Origin of the sequence: Sulfitobacter sp. TBRI5 (genome assembly GCF_051013555.1) — a bacterium.
Classification (GTDB): Bacteria; Pseudomonadota; Alphaproteobacteria; order Rhodobacterales; family Rhodobacteraceae; genus JL08.
The window spans coordinates 506,960-527,727 of sequence record NZ_CP112884.1; the positions used below are offsets into that span (position 1 = coordinate 506,960).

A 20,768-nucleotide genomic window follows, 5' to 3' on the forward strand; every position below is an offset into this window, starting at 1 on the left:
ATGTTTGGCAACCGCATCGAAGACGAATTTGCCAACAACGTGTCCACAGCGGAAGCTGCAGTCAAGGATGATGGCTCTTGGAAGCTATTGTGGGTTATTGCCATCGGGCTTGCAGCCTTTATCGCTTGGGCTGCCACCTATAAAATCGAAGAGACTGCGCGCGCTGTAGGCCGCGTGATCCCATCACAGCAGGTCCAGACTGTGCAAAGCCTCGAAGGGGGTATCGTTCGCGCTGTGAATGTTGCAGAAGGCGATATCGTCGACGCTGGCGATGTACTGATGCAAATAGATGACACCCGCTTTGACGCCGAACGGGGCGAATTGTTGGAGCGCGAGTCGGCCATTGAAGCCGAGGTCGCGCGTCTTGAAGCAGAAGCGCAGTTCGCATCGGAGATTACCTACCCGCATGGGTTGAGGGTGCGAAACCCCCTAGCGACGGCGGCGGAACTTCAGGTGTTCCTGTCGCGCCGTGACCAGCTCAGTCAGGAAATGAAAGTGCTCTCGTCGCAGTTAGAGCAGCGCCGCAGCGAGTTGAACGAAATACGAGCGCAACGTACTCGGACGCGCACAATCATGGAACCGCTGTCGGCCGAAATAGCGCTTACTCAGGATATGTTCGACCGTAAGCTAGTGCCGCAGATTGAGGTTTTGCGCCTACAATCGCGCATGGCGGAACTAACCGGCGATATCGCGGTTAGCGAAGCCACCGAGCTGCGTATGCTCGGTGCAATTTCCGAAGCCGAAAACCAGATTGAAGCAGCACGGTCTTCTTATGTTTTAACCGCGCGCCAGAGGCTTGCAAAATTGCAAGTCGAGCTGGCGGTTGTGCAAGAGGCGTTACGCAGCGCCACCGACCGTGTGACGCGCGCCCAATTGCGCGCGCCCGTTCGCGGCACCGTGAATACAATCAACGCCAAGACAATCGGCGCGGTCGTGCAACCGGGGGCATCACTGATCGAAATAGTACCCGTTGATGACAGCTTGCTGATAGAAGCAGATCTGGGGCCCCGCGATATCGCATTTGTCAGCACTGGAGAGACGGCCTCGGTGAAGATCTCTGCCTATGACTATCTGATTTACGGCGCATTGGAGGGCAAGGTCATTCGTATCGGCGCAGATACGATTGCATCCACCGAAGGCGTCGAGTTTTTCCGCGTCGTGGTGCGCACTGACAAATCCTACCTCGGCACGGAAGATAATCCGTTGCCAATTACCCCGGGTATGATTGCGTCGGTTGATATTCAGACGGGCGAAAAGACGGTCTTGTCCTATCTGGTAAAACCGATCCTTCGCGCCCAATCCGAGGCGCTGCGCGAACGATGACTATTTCTTGGTTGAAGCAAAGACGCCGTCCCAGTCCGGAACTGGAGGGTTTGCGCTCAGATTGGCAAGACGGGTTGCATAAAGCTCAATATATTTATCTAATTTCAGTCCCATCGCTTCCAAGTCAGTTTTGACATTTTCGAGTGTGGTTTCCATCAGGTCCCAATCTTGCGCTCGGTAGGCGCCAAGCATTGCCGCGTTGCTGTCGACAAGGGCTTTGTATTCAGGGGTTGCAAAGAGAGTTTCGTCGCCCAAAAGCGCGAATATGTTTTCGGGAACTTCCTTGCCGACAACGCGGATCATATCCAGTTCCAACAGTGCAAATTCACCCCGTATTTCATAAGCCGTCTTTTGTCCAAGGAGGATCGGCGTTCCATAGTACCTCGACTGCCCTTCCAGTCGCGATGCCACATTCACCGGATCGCCCAGAGCGGTGTAGTCAAAGCGTGTGTCGCTACCCATGTTGCCCACAACACACTGGCCGGTGTTAATGCCAATACCGATATTCAGACTGTGAATGGTTTGGACGGCACGCTGTGCTTTTTCTTTGTCGGCCAATTTCTTGTTTGATTTTTTAACGCCCTGCATCCGATCCGTGTTATAGCTTTTGATGTCGTCTATCATCCTAAGCGCTGCGCGACAGGCCGAGCGAACATGGTCTTCATTGTCCAGCGGTGCGTTCCAGAACGCCATTACCGCATCGCCCATGAATTTGTCGATTGTTCCTTTATGATACATTATCGCATTCGACAGGATATTAAGAAACTGGTTCATCAACCGCGTTAGGCCTTCGGGATCTTCGCGATACTCTTCCGCGATGGCAGTGAAACCGCGCACATCGCTGAAGAGCAAGGTCAACTGGCGCGACTCGCCCCCCAACGTCAGCTTCTCCTGGTTTTGGGTCAGTTGCTCTACCAGATCACGAGACACATATTGCCCAAAAGCGCCGCGAATTTCCCGTTTCTGACGCTCCTCACGTAAATAATTGACAGTCGAGATGAGGATGATCGAGGCCATTGTCGATACCGCAGGAAAGGACGGATCGAGTAATATACGGTGTTCGTAGAAGAGATAGTAAGACGCGCCGATAAAAGCTGTAAGCAGTAGCGCGGAGGAAAAAATCAAAGCGCGGGCTCCAAAAAGCGGCGCAAATATGATGACCAATGCACATAGAGCGACCGTTGTGACCAACTCGATCGCAATAGTGTAATTTGGCCGGATAAGCATGGATTTTTCCATAATATTTTCAAGTACTTGAGCGTGAATTTCCACTCCAGCCATGGCAACGCCGAGAGGTGTGGCTCGAAAGTCTTCTAGACCGATGGCGGATGTGCCTACGAGCACCATATGGTTGGCAAGGCGTCCTTGCGGCATGCGGCCACTGATAAGGTCCGACGCGGATACATAACGCTGTTGCAGTGTTGGGGTTAGGTAAGGCCAGACCGTTCCGTCATGGGCGGTCGGCACAAGCTGCCTTGCGAGCACCACACCTTCCAAACCCGCTTCATTTGTGCGAACCGCGAAAGGTTCGCTACCGGTCGCCACACGCAAAAGCTCTGGCGTCAGCCCCAAGCGGATTTCATCCTGAACAGTCATTACCAGCGGGACACGGCGATAGACGCCGTCTGCGTCGGGGCGAGCGTTGAACATGCCGCGTCCGGCGGCCACAGCTTCCAACGCGGGCAAATTTTGGACGATATCGGGAAAGCGAAGCAGATAAGGTTTCGGATCAGGGCCAATCAGCGCAAATTGCACATCCGCAAGTTCCCTCTTTTCCGCGCGGCTGCCCGCGAAAGAGCGTATACTGGTTTGACCCAGGATCACACGCGACCGCGAAAAAGACTTCGCTAAAATGGCATCGTTATCCGGTAAACGTAGCATTTCTTGCGCTAGTGCTGCGGGCAATGCCGGGTTATCGTCAACAATTTGGGCAGGCGAAAGCCGGTCAGGCTCGGCAAAGACAATATCGAAGGCAATCGCAATGACGCCATCTGCTGTAGCTTTATCAACCAATTCTGCGATAAGGGTACGGGGCCACGGCCATTGGCCCAGTTCTTCTATGCTTCGATCGTCGATATCCAGAATAGCGACCGGCAGGGGGGTATAATCACGCGGTTTGCTTTGATGATAAAAATCGAAAGTTGTATTGCGTAGGGCGGCCAGCAGATGCGGGTCGCCGATGCGAATAATTATCCCGCAGATCAGGCCGATAAAAGCAACAACCCGTACCCACCCAAACCACTTCGAGAACCAGCGCTTCATTGACAAGTACGTTCATATAGCGGACTGCCGACACTGTAAAACTGTGCCACTGCTTGCGAATCAAAGGTGGTACTGAGGCCAATAATTTTGCGAATCTCTCCTGAGGCTGGGTGATCGTATTGAGGCCAAACCACTCCAAAAAGAAAATGAGTCGCCCTAAATTTTCCGCGAAGGAGGAAATATGGCATTAATATGGCATTTTTGTGGCTTTAATTTGTCTAAATGTAATATTGGTCACATACATAGCGTCATGCAAAAAGTACACTGAGGTCAATATATTTTTAAAAGGGATACTCCTGTGACCCTGAAAATTGTACATCAGAATGACCCAACCGAGAAAGTCTTTACTCTTGAGGTCAACGATACTGGCGAGTTTATGGTGCCCGACAGTGCAGCCTTGTTTCAAGGCGATTTTGAGCGCCAAGGCTCCGATCTTTATATCCGTCTGGAAGGGCACGACACGTTGCACTTACCAGACTATTTTCTTTCGCCAACTGTACCGGAGATTCAGGACGCTAATGGCGCCCGCTTGCGTGGAGAAACCGTCGAGCTTCTAGCAGGCCCCATTGCGCCTGGGGTTTATGCGCAGGTGGGCGATGGGTTTGGGCGAAACGCCAGTGCCGCGATCGGTCAGGTCGAAACGGTTTTGGGCGACTCGAGTGTCCAGCGCACGGATGGCACGGTAGAAGTTCTCGAAGTTGAAACCAAAATTTTCCAGAAAGACGTAATCCAGACTAGCGACGATGGGCAAGTATCCGTCACGTTCGTGGATGGTACAATCTTCACTCTGGCAGCGTCATCTCGGATGTTGATTGACGAGCTGATTTTTGATCCTGACGGCTCGGAAAACTCTGGTAGCTTTAGCCTGATTCAAGGTGGTTTCGTGTTCATTGCCGGTCAGGTCGCAAAGACCGGCGGGATGGAGGTTGGAACACCGTCCTCAACCATGGGCATCAGGGGGACAACGGTCGTCGTTGAAGTGGGTGCGGCGGACGGAGAGGTAACGAGCGAAATCACCCTCACCCGTGACCCTGACGGCGACATCGGCGAAGTGGAGGTGTTCGATCTCGATGGTAACCTCATCGCCACAATCACTGACGCAAACTCAAAATGGGTTTTTCAACTCGACGGTCAGAGTTACGAGGTATTCCGCAGCCTTCAGGAAGACGCGGACGACTCACTGCTCATCGCTGAAGCTTATGCAGCTTACAGATCCGCTTTTGACAGGGTTGAAGCCGGCGACACTTTCGTTACCCTTGGCGATACAGGCGGGCGGTCGATTGGTGGATCCGGTGCGGAATCCGGGGGAACGAACCTTGAAGTCGACTCCATCGACGAGCCTCAAGGCGTTGATGAGATTCAAGATATCCAAATTGAAGAAGGCGATGATCTTCAGTACGATGAAGGCTTTAACCGGCTAATCGAGATTGAAGAGCTTCCGGTTGTAATCGTAACCGGTTTCGAAGACGCCAGCGAGGACACGCCGATCACGGGCAATGTCAATGTTGAGGGGGGGAACTTTCAGCAACTGAGTTTTGTGGTCTCCAGCGAGCCCAACAACGGGACGGTCTCGGTCAACAATGACGGCAGTTTTGTGTTTGTGCCGAACCCTAATTTCAACGGACAGGACACTTTCACGGTAATAGGCACAGATCAAATTGGTGCCAGTGTTGACGGCGTTGTGATCGTCAATGTGTTGCCGATCAACGATCCGCCAGTGATCGCCGACCAGTCCATTTCTGTGCCCGAAGATCAGGCTATTGTCGGGGTGATTGCGGCCTCAGATATTGAAAACGATGAGCTGAGCTTTTCGATCGCTTCCCCTCCGGCCAATGGCGAGGTAGCACTGCAAAGGAATGGCGCTTATTCCTATCGTGCAGACTCAAACTTCACGGGAACGGACAGTTTCGACGTGATCGTGACTGATCCATCCGGCGATTCTGCGCAGGCGACGATTACGGTTTTTATCGAGGCCGAAAACGATGCACCTATAGCTGTGGAGGACGCTGGCGAAGCCGCGCAAGGTCAGCCGTTATTGGTCGATGTTCTGGCCAATGACACGGATATTGACGGTGCGGATGATGCCTCGAACTTCACGCTGAAAACGGTGTCGATTGCCGGCGTGACCGGACTGGCGGGAACCACGACCGGTGGTTCGGTGCGGATCGAGAACAACAAGTTGGTCTTTGATCCCGGCTCAGACTTTGACGAGCTGGACACCGGAGATATCTCCACGGTCACGGTATCCTACACGATGGCAGATGACCAAGGTCTGACGGACAGTGCGGCCGTCACCATCACGGTGACCGGCACGAATGACTTGCCTGTGGCCAGTGCCGACACAAGCGGCGGCATCGAAGGTGCTGTGCAGACCATAGATGTTCTGGCCAATGACACGGATATTGACGGTGCGGATGATGCCTCGAACTTCACGCTGAAAACGGTGTCGATTGCCGGCGTGACCGGACTGGCGGGAACCACGACCGGTGGTTCGGTGCGGATCGAGAACAACAAGTTGGTCTTTGATCCCGGCTCAGACTTTGACGAGCTGGACACCGGAGATATCTCCACGGTCACGGTATCCTACACGATGGCAGATGACCAAGGTCTGACGGACAGTGCGGCCGTCACCATCACGGTGACCGGAGCAAACGATGGACCGCTTGCGGTGGTCGATAGTGGCAGCGGCGCCGAGAACCAGGTTCTGACCATAGATGTTCTGGCCAATGACACGGATATTGACGGTGCGGATGATGCCTCGAACTTCACGCTGAAAACGGTGTCGATTGCCGGCGTGACCGGACTGGCGGGAACCACGACCGGTGGTTCGGTGCGGATCGAGAACAACAAGTTGGTCTTTGATCCCGGCTCAGACTTTGACGAGCTGGACACCGGAGATATCTCCACGGTCACGGTATCCTACACGATGGCAGATGACCAAGGTCTGACGGACAGTGCGGCCGTCACCATCACGGTGACCGGAGCAAACGATGGACCGCTTGCGGTGGTCGATAGTGGCAGCGGCGCCGAGAACCAGGTTCTGACCATAGATGTTCTGGCCAATGACACGGATATTGACGGTGCGGATGATGCCTCGAACTTCACGCTGAAAACGGTGTCGATTGCCGGCGTGACCGGACTGGCGGGAACCACGACCGGTGGTTCGGTGCGGATCGAGAACAACAAGTTGGTCTTTGATCCCGGCTCAGACTTTGACGAGCTGGACACCGGAGATATCTCCACGGTCACGGTATCCTACACGATGGCAGATGACCAAGGTCTGACGGACAGTGCGGCCGTCACCATCACGGTGACCGGAGCAAACGATGGACCGCTTGCGGTGGTCGATAGTGGCAGCGGCGCCGAGAACCAGGTTCTGACCATAGATGTTCTGGCCAATGACACGGATATTGACGGTGCGGATGATGCCTCGAACTTCACGCTGAAAACGGTGTCGATTGCCGGCGTGACCGGACTGGCGGGAACCACGACCGGTGGTTCGGTGCGGATCGAGAACAACAAGTTGGTCTTTGATCCCGGCTCAGACTTTGACGAGCTGGACACCGGAGATATCTCCACGGTCACGGTATCCTACACGATGGCAGATGACCAAGGTCTGACGGACAGTGCGGCCGTCACCATCACGGTGACCGGCACGAATGACTTGCCTGTGGCCAGTGCCGACACAAGCGGCGGCATCGAAGGTGCTGTGCAGACCATAGATGTTCTGGCCAATGACACGGATATTGACGGTGCGGATGATGCCTCGAACTTCACGCTGAAAACGGTGTCGATTGCCGGCGTGACCGGACTGGCGGGAACCACGACCGGTGGTTCGGTGCGGATCGAGAACAACAAGTTGGTCTTTGATCCCGGCTCAGACTTTGACGAGCTGGACACCGGAGATATCTCCACGGTCACGGTATCCTACACGATGGCAGATGACCAAGGTCTGACGGACAGTGCGGCCGTCACCATCACGGTGACCGGAGCAAACGATGGACCGCTTGCGGTGGTCGATAGTGGCAGCGGCGCCGAGAACCAGGTTCTGACCATAGATGTTCTGGCCAATGACACGGATATTGACGGTGCGGATGATGCCTCGAACTTCACGCTGAAAACGGTGTCGATTGCCGGCGTGACCGGACTGGCGGGAACCACGACCGGTGGTTCGGTGCGGATCGAGAACAACAAGTTGGTCTTTGATCCCGGCTCAGACTTTGACGAGCTGGACACCGGAGATATCTCCACGGTCACGGTATCCTACACGATGGCAGATGACCAAGGTCTGACGGACAGTGCGGCCGTCACCATCACGGTGACCGGCACGAATGACTTGCCTGTGGCCAGTGCCGACACAAGCGGCGGCATCGAAGGTGCTGTGCAGACCATAGATGTTCTGGCCAATGACACGGATATTGACGGTGCGGATGATGCCTCGAACTTCACGCTGAAAACGGTGTCGATTGCCGGCGTGACCGGACTGGCGGGAACCACGACCGGTGGTTCGGTGCGGATCGAGAACAACAAGTTGGTCTTTGATCCCGGCTCAGACTTTGACGAGCTGGACACCGGAGATATCTCCACGGTCACGGTATCCTACACGATGGCAGATGACCAAGGTCTGACGGACAGTGCGGCCGTCACCATCACGGTGACCGGAGCAAACGATGGACCGCTTGCGGTGGTCGATAGTGGCAGCGGCGCCGAGAACCAGGTTCTGACCATAGATGTTCTGGCCAATGACACGGATATTGACGGTGCGGATGATGCCTCGAACTTCACGCTGAAAACGGTGTCGATTGCCGGCGTGACCGGACTGGCGGGAACCACGACCGGTGGTTCGGTGCGGATCGAGAACAACAAGTTGGTCTTTGATCCCGGCTCAGACTTTGACGAGCTGGACACCGGAGATATCTCCACGGTCACGGTATCCTACACGATGGCAGATGACCAAGGTCTGACGGACAGTGCGGCCGTCACCATCACGGTGACCGGAGCAAACGATGGACCGCTTGCGGTGGTCGATAGTGGCAGCGGCGCCGAGAACCAGGTTCTGACCATAGATGTTCTGGCCAATGACACGGATATTGACGGTGCGGATGATGCCTCGAACTTCACGCTGAAAACGGTGTCGATTGCCGGCGTGACCGGACTGGCGGGAACCACGACCGGTGGTTCGGTGCGGATCGAGAACAACAAGTTGGTCTTTGATCCCGGCTCAGACTTTGACGAGCTGGACACCGGAGATATCTCCACGGTCACGGTATCCTACACGATGGCAGATGACCAAGGTCTGACGGACAGTGCGGCCGTCACCATCACGGTGACCGGAGCAAACGATGGACCGCTTGCGGTGGTCGATAGTGGCAGCGGCGCCGAGAACCAGGTTCTGACCATAGATGTTCTGGCCAATGACACGGATATTGACGGTGCGGATGATGCCTCGAACTTCACGCTGAAAACGGTGTCGATTGCCGGCGTGACCGGACTGGCGGGAACCACGACCGGTGGTTCGGTGCGGATCGAGAACAACAAGTTGGTCTTTGATCCCGGCTCAGACTTTGACGAGCTGGACACCGGAGATATCTCCACGGTCACGGTATCCTACACGATGGCAGATGACCAAGGTCTGACGGACAGTGCGGCCGTCACCATCACGGTGACCGGCACGAATGACTTGCCTGTGGCCAGTGCCGACACAAGCGGCGGCATCGAAGGTGCTGTGCAGACCATAGATGTTCTGGCCAATGACACGGATATTGACGGTGCGGATGATGCCTCGAACTTCACGCTGAAAACGGTGTCGATTGCCGGCGTGACCGGACTGGCGGGAACCACGACCGGTGGTTCGGTGCGGATCGAGAACAACAAGTTGGTCTTTGATCCCGGCTCAGACTTTGACGAGCTGGACACCGGAGATATCTCCACGGTCACGGTATCCTACACGATGGCAGATGACCAAGGTCTGACGGACAGTGCGGCCGTCACCATCACGGTGACCGGAGCAAACGATGGACCGCTTGCGGTGGTCGATAGTGGCAGCGGCGCCGAGAACCAGGTTCTGACCATAGATGTTCTGGCCAATGACACGGATATTGACGGTGCGGATGATGCCTCGAACTTCACGCTGAAAACGGTGTCGATTGCCGGCGTGACCGGACTGGCGGGAACCACGACCGGTGGTTCGGTGCGGATCGAGAACAACAAGTTGGTCTTTGATCCCGGCTCAGACTTTGACGAGCTGGACACCGGAGATATCTCCACGGTCACGGTATCCTACACGATGGCAGATGACCAAGGTCTGACGGACAGTGCGACCGTCACCATCACGGTGACCGGAGCAAACGACGGACCAAATATAGCAGTAGAAACGTCTGCCGGGTTCGTTGAAGCAGCTGATGCCACTCGGCAGTTCTTAACGGACAGCGGATCGATTTTTTTCAGCGATCCAGATGCTGACGACATCATAGACGTAACATTTGCGGCGGATGGTGATCCTGTTTGGTCGGCTGGGCAACTGTCGCCTGCCATTCGTACGGCGTTGCTCAGCGGCTTTTCTTTGTCAGCTATCGGCCAAGCAGTACCAGGCGAGACAACTTGGGACTATTCTACCTCTGACCTTGATCTTGACTTCCTGGGTGAAGGCGAAACGATTTCTTGGTCGTATTCTGTTTCAGCCACCGACGAGGCCGGCTCAGAAGCCACTCAGACGCTCTCTTTCAGCATTACCGGCGAAAATGACGCCCCTGTTCCGGAAGACAAAAACGTTGACGTTCAGAAGGACGGCTCGTTTTCAGGCGTACTTTCAGCGTCGGACCAAGATGCGAATGACGTGCTGGCGTTTGCCGTCGTTGGTTCCGGGCCGGCAAATGGCACGCTGTCCCTAGTCGGCACGGAAAGCTTCACCTATACTCCTGACGCCGGATATTTGGGACTGGATAGTTTTGAATACTCCGTGACTGATTTGTCGGGAGAAGTACGAACTGCGAACGTGGTCATAGCGGTGCAATCCGGAGACGGTTCTGGCGACGGACAGACAGTATCGCTGAATATCCTGCCAAGTGGCACGATTTCTGCGGAAACGTCCGAAGTAACAACTGGCGGCGTAAATTTGATTATCGTACTGGATGGCTCGGGCAGTATCTCCAGTGCGGATTTTCAGCTGCAATTGAATTCGACGGCGGCTGCTCTGGAAAACCTCGCGGGCGACTTTCAAGCTGCTGCAAACGTCGTATCGGTGTCGCTGGTCCTATACGCAGAGAACATAGGTGGACTCGATACCAATGCGGTGGAAATCGGCACGTTCGATCTGATCAATTCGGATTTCCCCGGCGCAGGTGAAGAAGCCATCAACCCGGACCTCATCAATGCTTTGACAAATATTACCTACCCGGATGCAGCGAACCAGTCGGACTTCGCTGCGGCTCTCACTGTGGCAGAGGACATTCTGGACAACCGTAACGCACTAGATGATGTAAATCTGGCTGAAGAAACCAACGTAATTTACTTTCTGACCAATGGCGTACAGACGGGTGGTAACCAGTGGACGAATGATGTCGACCGTATAACAAACAAAGCCTACGAGGTGGACATTCAAGCATTCGGCTTAGGGGGAAGCGTTAACCTCGGAACACTTAAGCAACTGGATCCGGACGCAGTTATTCTAAACGGTCCACAAGACTTGGAAACAGCCTTTTCCGCCACTCCTTTGTTTGGTGCCAATTTGGTTGATTTGTCGGTATCATTAATCGTGGACGGCACAGACCTTGGTGAGATTGCGGATGAGACTTCGCCTGCTATCTTGGAGAATGGTTTGGCGACAGAGCTTTCGCTAGCCGAGTTGGAAGGTTTTGCCGATCTGCTTGGTGATGAAAATCGCGTATCAGCGTTGGCTGGGTTTGACCTTGATGGCGATGCTTCGACGGTTGAGATACAGCTCTTTGCATCCAAGGTTTTTGCCAAGAGTGCCGAGGTCGCGATAATCTCAGGATCGGCGGGAAGTGATCTTTTGCTTGGCAGCGATGCGCAAGACTCGATTTCAGGTGGCGCGGGCGGGGATGTGATCCTTGGATACGCAGGTAACGACACGCTTTCGGGTGGCCCTGGAACCGACGTGATCCGCGCAGGGAGCGGAGATGACGTGATTATTCAATCCTCTGCATCCGAGATTGGTGATTTCGTCGATGGCGGCGAGGGACGCGATACGCTGAAAATCGACGTTTTGGGTGAAATCAGCAATTTGATTGCTGAACGCGCCATTAACGGCATTGAAGTGATTGACATGGAAAATGGTGTTGAAGATACTCTGACTCTCAGTTTCGACGAAATCGTTGATCTATCCGAGACGTCAGATACCGCGCTGGAAACCCTTTTGGACGACGCTCTAAGAAGCGCGCGAACCATCACCGGCGATGAGCACGATACGTTGGTTCTGGACGGTCAGGGCATCTATACGGTCACCAAAGGGGCATCCACAGTTGTGGACGGCTCAGGTACAGAGCTTGCGATCTATTCGTTCAGCATTGGCGGGGCTTCAGCTTTGGCGACCTTGGGTGTGGACTCAGATGTCGAGGTCAACATCAATAATACAGTGGTCGCCTAAGTCGGGCGGTTTCTTCAAGGAATTTGAGAAAATCGAAGGTAGTGTCATTTGTGGACGGCTCCGTTTTTGCAAGGCTTAAGTTGAGCTGCTGTTGATCGTTTCTGGTTGCGGTCATTTGTCCGGCCTGTTTGCGCGGTGTATGTGACCGCTGTGTGGTGTCAGACGGATTCGAACCAGTCTCAGTATACCCCCTAATACCGGAATTTATGCCGAACAAACCTGGCGCCATTCAGCAAGAGCGACGGCACGGTTTAAAGCGTTTTCAGTTTACGTAGAAGCGTATCCTGCCTCGCAAAAGTAGTTCCAGCATTCTTGTGGCGTGTAGAGGTTGCAGATTTCGCTGAGGGCGTCGAACAGACTGGTAAAGGATCGCGCTCCGATACGGCGCAGATGGGCTTTCAGTTTTGAGAATGCCATTTCAATCGGGTTCAGGTCCGGACTGTACGGTGGCAAGAAGAGGAACCAGCAGCCGTGGGCGCGCAGGGCCGCCTCTGCCTCTTTGTTCCGGTGGGTGGCAAAGTTATCGAGGATCACGGCGGTGCCAGGTTCGATCTCGGGGATCAGCACGTCGCGGATGTAGGCTGCAAATGCGGGGCCGTCCATCGCGCCCCTGATCACCCAAGGCGCGACCAGATCGGAGGCCCCCAGCCCGGCAATCAGGGTCTGGGTACCCCACGATCCAAACGGCGCAGATGCTGTCAGCCGGGTGCCGCGCAGGGACCGCCCCCGTGTTCGCGTCAGGTTGGTTTTGACGGATGTTTCATCAAGGAAGACAACACGTTCATCTGACTGCGGGAGACATGCCGTCAAGCCAATGTACAAAATTCACCTGCGTCACGAACTCTTAGCCAAGCTGCGGCTTGCCCATTCAGCTTTTCAAGTTAGAGAGGATGCCACGTCTGCGTTCACGCAATGCTGATCGTTGCCCCGTCCGACCTCGTTCGCAGGTTATTGCTAAAAGAATACGGCCTCGATCCTTCGCGTGTTCGTGTCGTCGGGCACGGGGTGGACCGCTCAGCATTTTTGAGGGGTGAATGTCGGCAGAGTGGGCAATCAAGATCTTGCGCCATTCTGCCACAAGATCGCGTCAGGCCCTAGTCGGACAACCGATCCGCCCTTTCAGGTATACAACCGCGAGCGCCAGATTTGCGATCTTCGGATAGTCGATCTCAGGTATATCGATATCGAGCCGTTGGTGAAGCGCTGTAACAAGGTTTAAGAAATCCATCGAGTCGAGTTCCAGATCATCTTGCAGGTGATCCTCTTCGCCAACCTCGTCCGGATCGATGTCCGGGGCGATTTGGGTAAGCTCTTCCAGAAAGGCTGTGCGGATGTCGGCTTCGGTCATAGGGCCTCCGGAGTCTGAAGTGCGGCGTCGAGCGCGGCCAGAAACTTGGCACCGCGACGTCCGTCGCTGACTCGGTGGTCGGCGGACAGCGTAACGGTAACGGTCATACGCGGGGTGATCTTGTCACCAATGATCCATGGCCGGGCCACCGGTGCGCCAAAGCCGACGATAGCGACCTGCGGCGGGTAGATCACGCCCGCCATCGCATCGGCGCCGGTGTCGCCCATCGCCGAAATGGTGATCGTAGCATCGGTCATTTCCGAAGAGCGCAACCGCCCGCTGCGGGCCCGTAAAACCAGGTCGCGCATCTGTGCCATCAGATTGTTAAGCGGCAGGGTTTCGGCATCGTGCAATGCAGGTGCCACAAGTCCGCCACCGCGCAGCGCCACCGCCACACCCGCATGAACGGCCCGCGCCGGATGAAACCCCTCGCCATCAAAGTGGCCGTTGATCTGCGGAACCTGCGCGACCGCAAGGGCCGCGGCCTTGATGAACAGTGCGACCATCAACAGGCGTGTATCAGATGGGCGCGTCGCATTGGTCATGGCAAGCCAGTCAGTGGCGGCTTGCAGATCAATAGTCTGGGTTAGGTAGTAATGTGGGATCTCGCGTTTGGAGCGGGCCATGGCATTGGCAATCGCAGTGCGCATTGCGGCCATATCGAGCCCCGGCTTGGCGCTGGTTTTTGCTGGCCCCTCCCTGATCGGGGTAGGTTCAACGGCTTCGACATCCGCCAGAATAACCGCGCCGCCGGGGCCTGTTCCTAAAAGCGCCGCAAGGTCGATCCCACGCTCGGCGGCACGTACCCGCGCGGCGGGAGAGGCAGTTGGCGCTTCACCAGCCTGGGGTATAACGGGTGGCGATGAGGGCATAGGCAATGACGCAGGGACCACCGCTAAGGGGACTTCGGTAGATTTCTCAGGCTGGGTAGGCGATGATGCTGCCGCCTCCGGTTTGGCGGGCGCCTCGGGATCAACTGCGGGTCTGACTGCGGTTGCACCATCTTCGCAGGGCGCGCGGATCGTGGCCAATGCGGTGCCGACGGCAAGCGTGGCCCCGATCTCTGCGTCAAGCGTTTCGACAGTGCCCTCCTCAAAGCACTCGATTTCAATTGCACCCTTCTGGGTTTCGACGACCGCGACCACATCGCCGCGGGTAACGATGTCCCCCGGCTTGATCATCCACTCCACCAAAGTGCCCGCTTCCATGTCTGCACCCAACGAGGGCATGGCGAACACGGCCATCGGATCACCCCTTGACCATCGCCGCGCGCGCGGCGGCGACGATACCGGCAACCTGGGGAATCGCCGCCTGTTCCAGATGTGCGGCGTAGGGGATCGGCACTTCGGCCGAACAGACCCGCCCAACCGGTGCATCCAGCCGCCAGAAAGCCCCTTCGGTGATCTGCGCCGATACCTCGGCAGCCAGCGAACCGGTACGCCACCCCTCATCCACGACCACTGCGCGGCGCGTGCGCGCAACCGAGGCGAGGATGGTTTCAGTATCAAGCGGGCGCAAGGTGCGCAGGTCTATCACCTCGGCCTTGATCCCCTCTTTGGCCAGTTCCTCTGCCGCCTCCAGTGTCTTGAACAGAGATCCGCCATAGGTGATCAGCGACACATCCTTGCCTGGCCTTCGGATCGCGGCCTTATCGATGTCGACAGAGCCCGCGTTTGCGGCGATCTGCCCGGACATGTTGTACAGCATGACATTTTCAAAGATCAGAACCGGGTCAGGATCTTCAAGCGCTGTCAGCAACATGCCCCGCGCATCCTCCAGCGTCGCGGGCGCCAGAACCTTAAGTCCCGGGATATGCGCGTACCAGCCTTCCAGCGAATGCGAATGCTGCGCGGCCAGTTGCTTGCCGGCACCGGTCGCCATGCGGATCACCAGTGGGCAGCCGAACTGTCCACCCGACATGTGCCGGATCGTAGCGGCCGTGTTCAGGATCTGATCCAGCGCCAGCATAGAGAAATTCACGGTCATCAGTTCGACAATCGGCCGCATACCCGCTGCCGCAGCCCCAATGCCCGCACCGGTAAAGCCAGATTCCGACAGAGGGGTGTCGCGGATACGGTCTTCTCCGAACTCCGCCATCAACCCCTTGGACACCGCATAACAGCCGCCATAGGCACCAACGTCCTCGCCCATAAGAAAAACGCGCTCATCCCCTGTCATCGCTCCACGGATCGCCTGTTTGACGGCCTCGCGATAGGTGGTCTCGATCCTTTCACCCGCAGGTTCGGCTGCGACTTGCGGAGACGCGGGCTCAACGGACATTACATGTTTGGTCAGGGTCTCGACCGGCTCCCACACACCGGCTTCTGCAAAGGCCACCGCCTCGGCGATCTCAGCGTCGATCTCGGTGGTCATCTTGGCGATATCGGCCTCGTGGATCAGGCCGTTTTCCAGCAACCAGCCCTGAAACCGCACAATCGGGCCCTTTTCGCGCCACTCGGCGATTTCAGCTTTATCGCGATACAACTGCGCATCGAACATCGAATGTGGACGAAAGCGGTAAGTGCGCGCCTCCAGCAGATACGGGCGGCCGGTTTCCCGGATGTTCGCGACCACACGGCGCGCGGCGGCTTCGACGGCGACCACATCCATGCCATCGACCACTTCGCTTTCGATGCCATAGGCTGTGGCCTTTGCATGAATGTCGGTCTGCGATTCTGTGCGCGCCAAGGCGGACCCCATTGCATAGCCGTTGTTTTCGCAGATCCAAAGCACCGGCAGATCCCAAAGCTCGGCCAGGTTCAACGCCTCGTGGAACTCGCCCTCGGCCACAGCACCTTCGCCAAAGAAACAGGCCGTGACGTTCTTTTCGCCCCGCATCCGGTCCGCCAGGCCCAGACCCGCCGCAAGCGGCAGGCCACCGCCGACAATCGCGTTGCCCCCATAGAAATTGGTGCTCGCGTCGAACAGATGCATTGACCCGCCGCGCCCGCCCGAACATCCGTTAGCCTTGCCATACATCTCCGCCAAAATGGGGCCCATCGCTACGCCGCGCGCCAAGGCATGCCCGTGCTCGCGGTAGGTGGCGACGATGCGGTCATCTGGCTCAAGCACCGGGATCACGCCCATCGCCACCGCTTCTTCGCCATCGTACAGATGCAGAAAGCCGCGGATCTTTTCGCGCGTGTAAAGCTCGGCGCATTTGTCCTCGAACCGACGGATACGCATCATTCCGCGCAGCAGGTCCTGCACGTGAGCGCGGTTCAGGTGCGGTTTTGTCTGGGATGTCATTTCTCGTCCGCCTCCAATGTGGAAATATCCCCTTCGGGTAGGCCAAGTTCGCGCGCCTTGAGAAGACGGCGCATTATCTTGCCCGATCGCGTCTTGGGCAGTTGGTTGCGAAACACAATTTCACGTGGGGCCACCGCGGCGCCAAGCCGTTTGCGCGCAAAGCCCCGGATCTCGCGTTCCAGCGCCTCGGACGGCTCAAATCTAGGGTTCAGCGCGACATAGGCCTTGACGATTTCGCCTGCGGTCTCGTCCGGAATGCCGATCACGGCGGCCTCGGCGACGGCGTGATGTTCAATCAGCGCGCTTTCGACCTCGAAAGGGCCGACCAGATGACCAGAGGATTTGATCAGGTCATTCGCGCGGCCGACAAACCAGAAATACCCGTCCTTGTCCCGCATGGCGAGGTCGCCCGACAGATACCAGCCGCCAACAAAACATTTATCATAACGAGCCTGTTCGTTGAGATAAGCGCGCATCATCGACGGCCAGCCGGGGCGCAGCGCCAGTTCGCCAATTTCGCCCGGCTTGCACGCATGCACGGCGCCGTCTTCGACATTGACTATTCCAGCCTCAATGCCGGGCAAGGGCTTGCCCATCGAGCCGGGACGAATGTCCATTCCGGCAGTATTGGCGATCATGATGCCACCGGTTTCGGTCTGCCACCAATTGTCGTGGAACGGCTGGCCTAACACCTCTTGCCCCCAGACCACGCCTTCGGGGTTCAAGGGCTCTCCGACACTGGCGAGAAACCGCAGCTTGCGGAAATCATAGGGCTTTGCGGCGTCCTTTCCCGCCCGCATCAGCATGCGGATCGCGGTGGGTGCGGTGTACCAGACCTGCACGCTCTCAGCCTGAAGGATGCCGTACCAACGGTCCAGGTCGAATTCCGCTTCGTCGACGATCATCGTCACCCGGTTCACCAGCGGCGCAATAATGCCATACGAAGTGCCCGTGACCCAGCCAGGATCAGCCGTGCACCAGTAGATATCGCCGGGTCTCAGATCCAGCGCAAAGCGCCCCGTAGCCGCATGGGCGATGACCGCACCGTGCACGTGGACGGCACCCTTGGGCTTGCCAGTGGTGCCAGAGGTGAAATGGATCAGCGCCATATCATTCGAAGTGGTTTTCGCCGTTACGAACGTGTCGGCGGCGGCATCCATCGCAGGGCGCAAGGCGACGCAGTCCTCGGGCACGACATTATCACTCAGGATCAGTACAAGCTTCAACGAGCCAAGCTCCTTTCGCCAGCTCGCGACCTTCTTGCGATACAAAGTCTCGGTGGTAACAAGAACGTTGCCTTCGCCGATCTCCATCCGGGATCTGATCGGCTCTGGTCCAAATGCGGCAAAAAGTGGGGTGAATGTCATGCCGGCCTTTAGGGTGCCAAGGGCCGCGGAATACAGCTCCGGCACCCGCCCCATCAGCGAATAGACCCGCGCGCCGGGTTTCAGCCCATGTCCAGCCAACACATTGGCAAAGCGCGCGGCCTCACCGACTAGTGCTGCATAGCTGAAATCGCGCCGCCCACCGTCCTTGCTGATCCATCGGATCGCGACCTGATCGCCATGGCCCGAAGCGACATGACGATCAAGCGCCTCATGCGTGATGTTGAGCCCGCCACCCGGCAATCCGTCCAGCATGTCGCGCGCGTCGTCCCAGCCAAACCCGGCGCGGACCGCATCTGTCAGATTTGCGGCAGCGCGCGTTGCATCGTCCTTGGGTATTATCGGCCAAGTCATGATTATCTCCCTTTGATCAGGCTATACACCCACGCGCATGTTACTTTGACTTAGGTCAACTACATCCGGCGGCGGTCCAAGCGCGCGGCGCGTTGGCCTTCATCCCGATCGAGCCTTTCAAGCTTGCACAGGCCCGGTTACAGCCCGTAGCTATAATGATCAGAGTATTCTTTCTGAAAGAACCCTGTAGGAAACGAAATGTGCAATTTTCTCACGTCCTGATGGCGGGCCACTCTTCAACGGCATGATCGTGTCCTGGAAGCGCGGAAAAGGCGAGATTTTCACCGCTGCAACATGTGAATGGATCGTGGGTCTGACGCGAGGTGACTGCCAAGTTGAGAAGATCACCGAAAACGTTCTGGACCGCTTTGGCAAGGCTTGAGAATATTAGATGTCGGAAGCGGACCTTTGCGAACGTAATTCCAGATGGCTGCAATGGGCGCCCTTGCTGTTGTCGCTATGGTGCGGTGATGGGCGGAGGCTTTCGTCGCTTACCTGACACCGCATTCCCAGCGATGGCCGCAAGCAGAACCACGCCGCCAATCAAAGTATTCACGCTCGCCGTTTCGCCCAGAAAGAGCCAGACCCAAAGTGGACCGAGCAGGACTTCGGCCAGAGATAGCAAGGCAAGCTCTGCCGCGGGGAGGCTACGCGAGCCCAACGTGTATAGGATCAGACCGGCACCGGCTTGGAAAACCCCCATTCCCATCGAAATGAAGCTGTCATTTGAGCTCAGAACGAGCGGAAGCCCGAGCCCGAGACAGATCACCAAGGTGATAGCGATTGCGAAGAGACCCGAAAGGAAGACCGCCGGTAGCATCTCGCCTGTTCGACCCCAACGTAACGCCACAGTGAAGACGGCGAAACCGAACGCTGATCCAAGGGCCGCAAGACTGCCCTTAAGAGCGACGCTGCCGGACTTGTCTGCAACCATGATCGCGATCCCGCCAATGGCAACAACAATCGCAATCCAGGTTGCAAAGCGCACGCGTTCACGCAGAACAATCCATCCCAGAACCGCAGCCATAAAAGGTGCTGTTGCAAAAAGCAGCATCGCATTCGCGACCGAAGTGTTCTGAATTGAGTAGATCCCACCGCTATAGGCTGCAACCAATGAAAGTCCTGCGATAACAACCGGGGAACCAATGCGGCGGATTTGAACAAAGGGGCTTTCGCCCGACCGTATTCGAATAAGCACATAAAGAAACAGCGACATGCTGATCGACCGATACAGCAGAATCTGCCACACGACGGCATCGTCGATCAAGCGAATACCAAGACCGACCGTTGACCACAGAACCCCAGCCGCAAAGACGAAAAGCACACCGTGCTTGTGGGTATCCGCATTTGAGGAAGGGGGCGATATGGACGTCATCTAATTCCAATCAAAGAAGTCTCTATAAACAAGTTAACTTGTCGGGCGAAGTTTTGATCACGCATATGCGACATTGGCGCGGATTGCTGTGCACGGTCTTGCCTAGCCAGGATTGCTGCGCAGTGCATGAACAGCCGGTATGGTAACACTGATGTGCAGCATTCAACACATCGGCCAGCGGCGGCTTTAGGCCGGCCTTGGCTTTGTGCCTTTTGGGGTCAGAGTAATTTCGCCGAGTATGACGCAGCTCTTTTCCTTCCGGGCAAATGTATCGATCACTGTCTTCGTCCCAAGTGAAGTCGGATCGCGACCAGGTGCCGTCCTTGCGCTTTGAATGATCAAAGACAGGGATAAACGGAAGGATTTTCCGTTTGAGCGTTAGCCAAGCGAGATTGTCAGATGAGCCATAAGCCGTATCCGCCGCCCCCCAATCAGGCTTTAGGCCAAAGCGGTCTTCGGTGCGATCAATCATTTTGCGCATCGCGCCGACCTCTGCCTGCCGGATCGACCGGCTGGCGTCCACATCCATGATGATCCCGTGATCTGTGTCGATCAGGTAATTGTCTGAATACGCAAAGAAAGCGGGGCCTTTACGCGCGGCAGTCCAGTGGGCATGAGCAGTGAACTTGGGTGTTGTCTCGCTGGCACCACCGCCGTCACGACCTATCAATAGTATACTGTCCACGAACTGCGCGGCATGGGTATTCCAATCAATAAAGAAATGTTTTCCTACAGCGGCGCATATTCAGGTCACCATGCCCGCTACGGGTGAAGACCTTTTCGATGAAGGCGAGGAACGTGGCGCGACGGGCCTGACGGCGGGCACGCAGCGCCTGACGCTCATGCGAGGTCGGGGCGGCGGGAGTG

General features: G+C 56.5%; 10 protein-coding genes and 1 pseudogene. 3 read left to right on the plus strand and 8 right to left on the minus strand.

What is annotated here, in order from left to right; translation table 11 throughout:
- Complete coding sequence (locus OLX72_RS02595) at nucleotides 1-1,323, plus strand: HlyD family type I secretion periplasmic adaptor subunit (protein ID WP_433989729.1); 1,323 nt, start codon at nucleotides 1-3, stop codon at nucleotides 1,321-1,323.
- Here the strand turns inward: OLX72_RS02595 and OLX72_RS02600 are convergent, their stop codons facing one another.
- Nucleotides 1,324-3,585 (minus strand): CHASE2 domain-containing protein, encoded by a 2,262-nt coding sequence (locus tag OLX72_RS02600; RefSeq protein ID WP_433989730.1) that lies wholly within the window; start codon nucleotides 3,583-3,585, stop codon nucleotides 1,324-1,326. It abuts the gene before it with no gap.
- Between the two features lie 298 nt (nucleotides 3,586-3,883).
- Here OLX72_RS02600 and OLX72_RS02605 point away from each other — a divergent pair, with 298 nt between their 5' ends.
- Nucleotides 3,884-12,190, plus strand: coding sequence for an Ig-like domain-containing protein (locus tag OLX72_RS02605; protein WP_433989731.1), 8,307 nt, complete (start codon nucleotides 3,884-3,886; stop codon nucleotides 12,188-12,190).
- Nucleotides 12,191-12,457: 267 nt separating this feature from the next.
- Here the strand turns inward: OLX72_RS02605 and OLX72_RS02610 are convergent, their stop codons facing one another.
- The 7 genes and pseudogenes from OLX72_RS02610 to OLX72_RS02640 form a co-directional block, all read right to left on the minus strand.
- Nucleotides 12,458-13,000 carry an IS630 family transposase gene (locus OLX72_RS02610; protein ID WP_433989732.1) on the minus strand — a complete coding sequence of 181 codons (543 nt, stop codon included), beginning with the start codon at nucleotides 12,998-13,000 and terminating at the stop codon, nucleotides 12,458-12,460.
- A gap of 277 nt (nucleotides 13,001-13,277) precedes the next feature.
- The gene (locus OLX72_RS02615) at nucleotides 13,278-13,538 is read right to left on the minus strand and encodes an acyl carrier protein (protein ID WP_114869434.1); all 261 of its coding nucleotides are present in this window, start codon (nucleotides 13,536-13,538) and stop codon (nucleotides 13,278-13,280) included.
- Entirely contained in the window at nucleotides 13,535-14,782 is a 1,248-nt protein-coding gene (locus tag OLX72_RS02620) for a dihydrolipoamide acetyltransferase family protein (RefSeq protein ID WP_114869435.1), read from the minus strand. Before OLX72_RS02620 ends, OLX72_RS02615 begins: the two co-directional genes overlap by 4 nt.
- Before the next feature lie 4 nt (nucleotides 14,783-14,786).
- A complete protein-coding gene (gene pdhA, locus OLX72_RS02625) occupies nucleotides 14,787-16,787 on the minus strand; it encodes a pyruvate dehydrogenase (acetyl-transferring) E1 component subunit alpha (protein WP_114869436.1) in 2,001 nt (666 codons plus the stop codon).
- A complete protein-coding gene (acsA, locus tag OLX72_RS02630) occupies nucleotides 16,784-18,526 on the minus strand; it encodes an acetate--CoA ligase (protein WP_114869437.1) in 1,743 nt (580 codons plus the stop codon). The genes pdhA and acsA overlap by 4 nt, the downstream gene beginning before the upstream one ends.
- 457 nt (nucleotides 18,527-18,983) lie before the next feature.
- On the minus strand, nucleotides 18,984-19,901 hold the full coding sequence (locus OLX72_RS02635) for a DMT family transporter (RefSeq protein ID WP_114869438.1): 918 nt from the start codon (nucleotides 19,899-19,901) through the stop codon (nucleotides 18,984-18,986).
- Between the two features lie 205 nt (nucleotides 19,902-20,106).
- Nucleotides 20,107-20,553: pseudogene (locus OLX72_RS02640) on the minus strand (IS5/IS1182 family transposase); the annotation flags it as partial.
- Between the two features lie 45 nt (nucleotides 20,554-20,598).
- Between OLX72_RS02640 and OLX72_RS02645 the strand changes: the two are divergent.
- Entirely contained in the window at nucleotides 20,599-20,673 is a 75-nt protein-coding gene (locus OLX72_RS02645; RefSeq protein WP_433990427.1) for a hypothetical protein, read from the plus strand.
- The last annotated feature ends 95 nt before the right edge of the window (nucleotides 20,674-20,768 follow it).

Coding starts and splice junctions, on each gene's coding strand:
- OLX72_RS02595 (WP_433989729.1), top strand. CDS start 1: ATGTTTGGCAACCGCATCGAAGACGAATTTGCCAACAACGTGTCCACA.
- OLX72_RS02600 (WP_433989730.1), bottom strand. CDS start 3,585: ATGAAGCGCTGGTTCTCGAAGTGGTTTGGGTGGGTACGGGTTGTTGCT.
- OLX72_RS02615 (WP_114869434.1), bottom strand. CDS start 13,538: ATGACCGAAGCCGACATCCGCACAGCCTTTCTGGAAGAGCTTACCCAA.
- OLX72_RS02620 (WP_114869435.1), bottom strand. CDS start 14,782: ATGGCCGTGTTCGCCATGCCCTCGTTGGGTGCAGACATGGAAGCGGGC.
- pdhA (WP_114869436.1), bottom strand. CDS start 16,787: ATGACATCCCAGACAAAACCGCACCTGAACCGCGCTCACGTGCAGGAC.
- acsA (WP_114869437.1), bottom strand. CDS start 18,526: ATGACTTGGCCGATAATACCCAAGGACGATGCAACGCGCGCTGCCGCA.
- OLX72_RS02635 (WP_114869438.1), bottom strand. CDS start 19,901: ATGACGTCCATATCGCCCCCTTCCTCAAATGCGGATACCCACAAGCAC.